Below are 812 nucleotides of genomic sequence, written 5' to 3'. Positions count from 1 at the left end.
ACATTACCATCGATGGGACTGTGATATACCCAATAATAGCCCAGATGAGTTTTTCCTTTTTTTGTCTCATCCAGCACTTTTATTGTTGTTTCATCTACCTGCAAGTATCCTTGAGATTTTACATCGGCTATGAGTTCTTCAAAAAGTGGAACAATGCGATCGAGCCCCCTGGCACACCAGCCATTCATAGTAGAAGCAGCAATGGGGACTTTTTCTCTTTTAAAGCGTTCAAGCTGCCGGTAAAGCGGTAAATAATCGAAGAATTTATCAACGATGATGGAAGTTATCAGTCCTGACCCTGGAATACCTTTATCGATCACCCGCTCGGGAAGTTCTCCTATGATCACACCTTCTCCGGATTTGTGAGCGTATTTATACCGGATATATCTGCGAATAAAAAAACGTGCAGGCTCATATTCCAATTCATCGGTCTCTTCCTGGCCGATACATTTCATCTGGGAGATATCTCCCTCGGGATAGATCTTCACTTCCTCTACCGGAAGATGATCTGGAAGCGGCTGACGCCCTTTATGATTGGCATTTTTTTTCTTACGCTGGTAGGTAATCTTTTCTGTAAAGGCTTCTTCTCGTTTTTCAAGATCCTGGGCAGTAACCTCAAAAGGCAAAGCTAGCTGATCCTTATCTTCAAAACGCTCGCGTTTCTGACCGAACTGCATCCTTCGGAACATCTCCAGCTGGCTCTCCAGGTAGGCCACTTTTTCCTCTAGAACTCCGGACTTACTCAAATAGCTGCGAAGATGCTCATCAGCCCGGGCAAGTTCCTTATCTTTTTGCTTTAATTCTTTATCTTT

Annotated in this window: 1 protein-coding gene; it reads right to left on the bottom strand. The window is 43.7% G+C overall.

Annotated features, from left to right (window positions below):
- Positions 1–812 (bottom strand): IS66 family transposase (locus tag RM529_RS17605; protein ID WP_432264551.1); only part of this gene is annotated, 812 nt, incomplete at both ends.

The organism is Autumnicola edwardsiae, assembly GCF_031846505.1.
GTDB lineage: Bacteria > Bacteroidota > Bacteroidia > Flavobacteriales > Flavobacteriaceae > Autumnicola > Autumnicola edwardsiae.
This window is presented reverse-complemented; position numbering and strand designations above follow the sequence as displayed.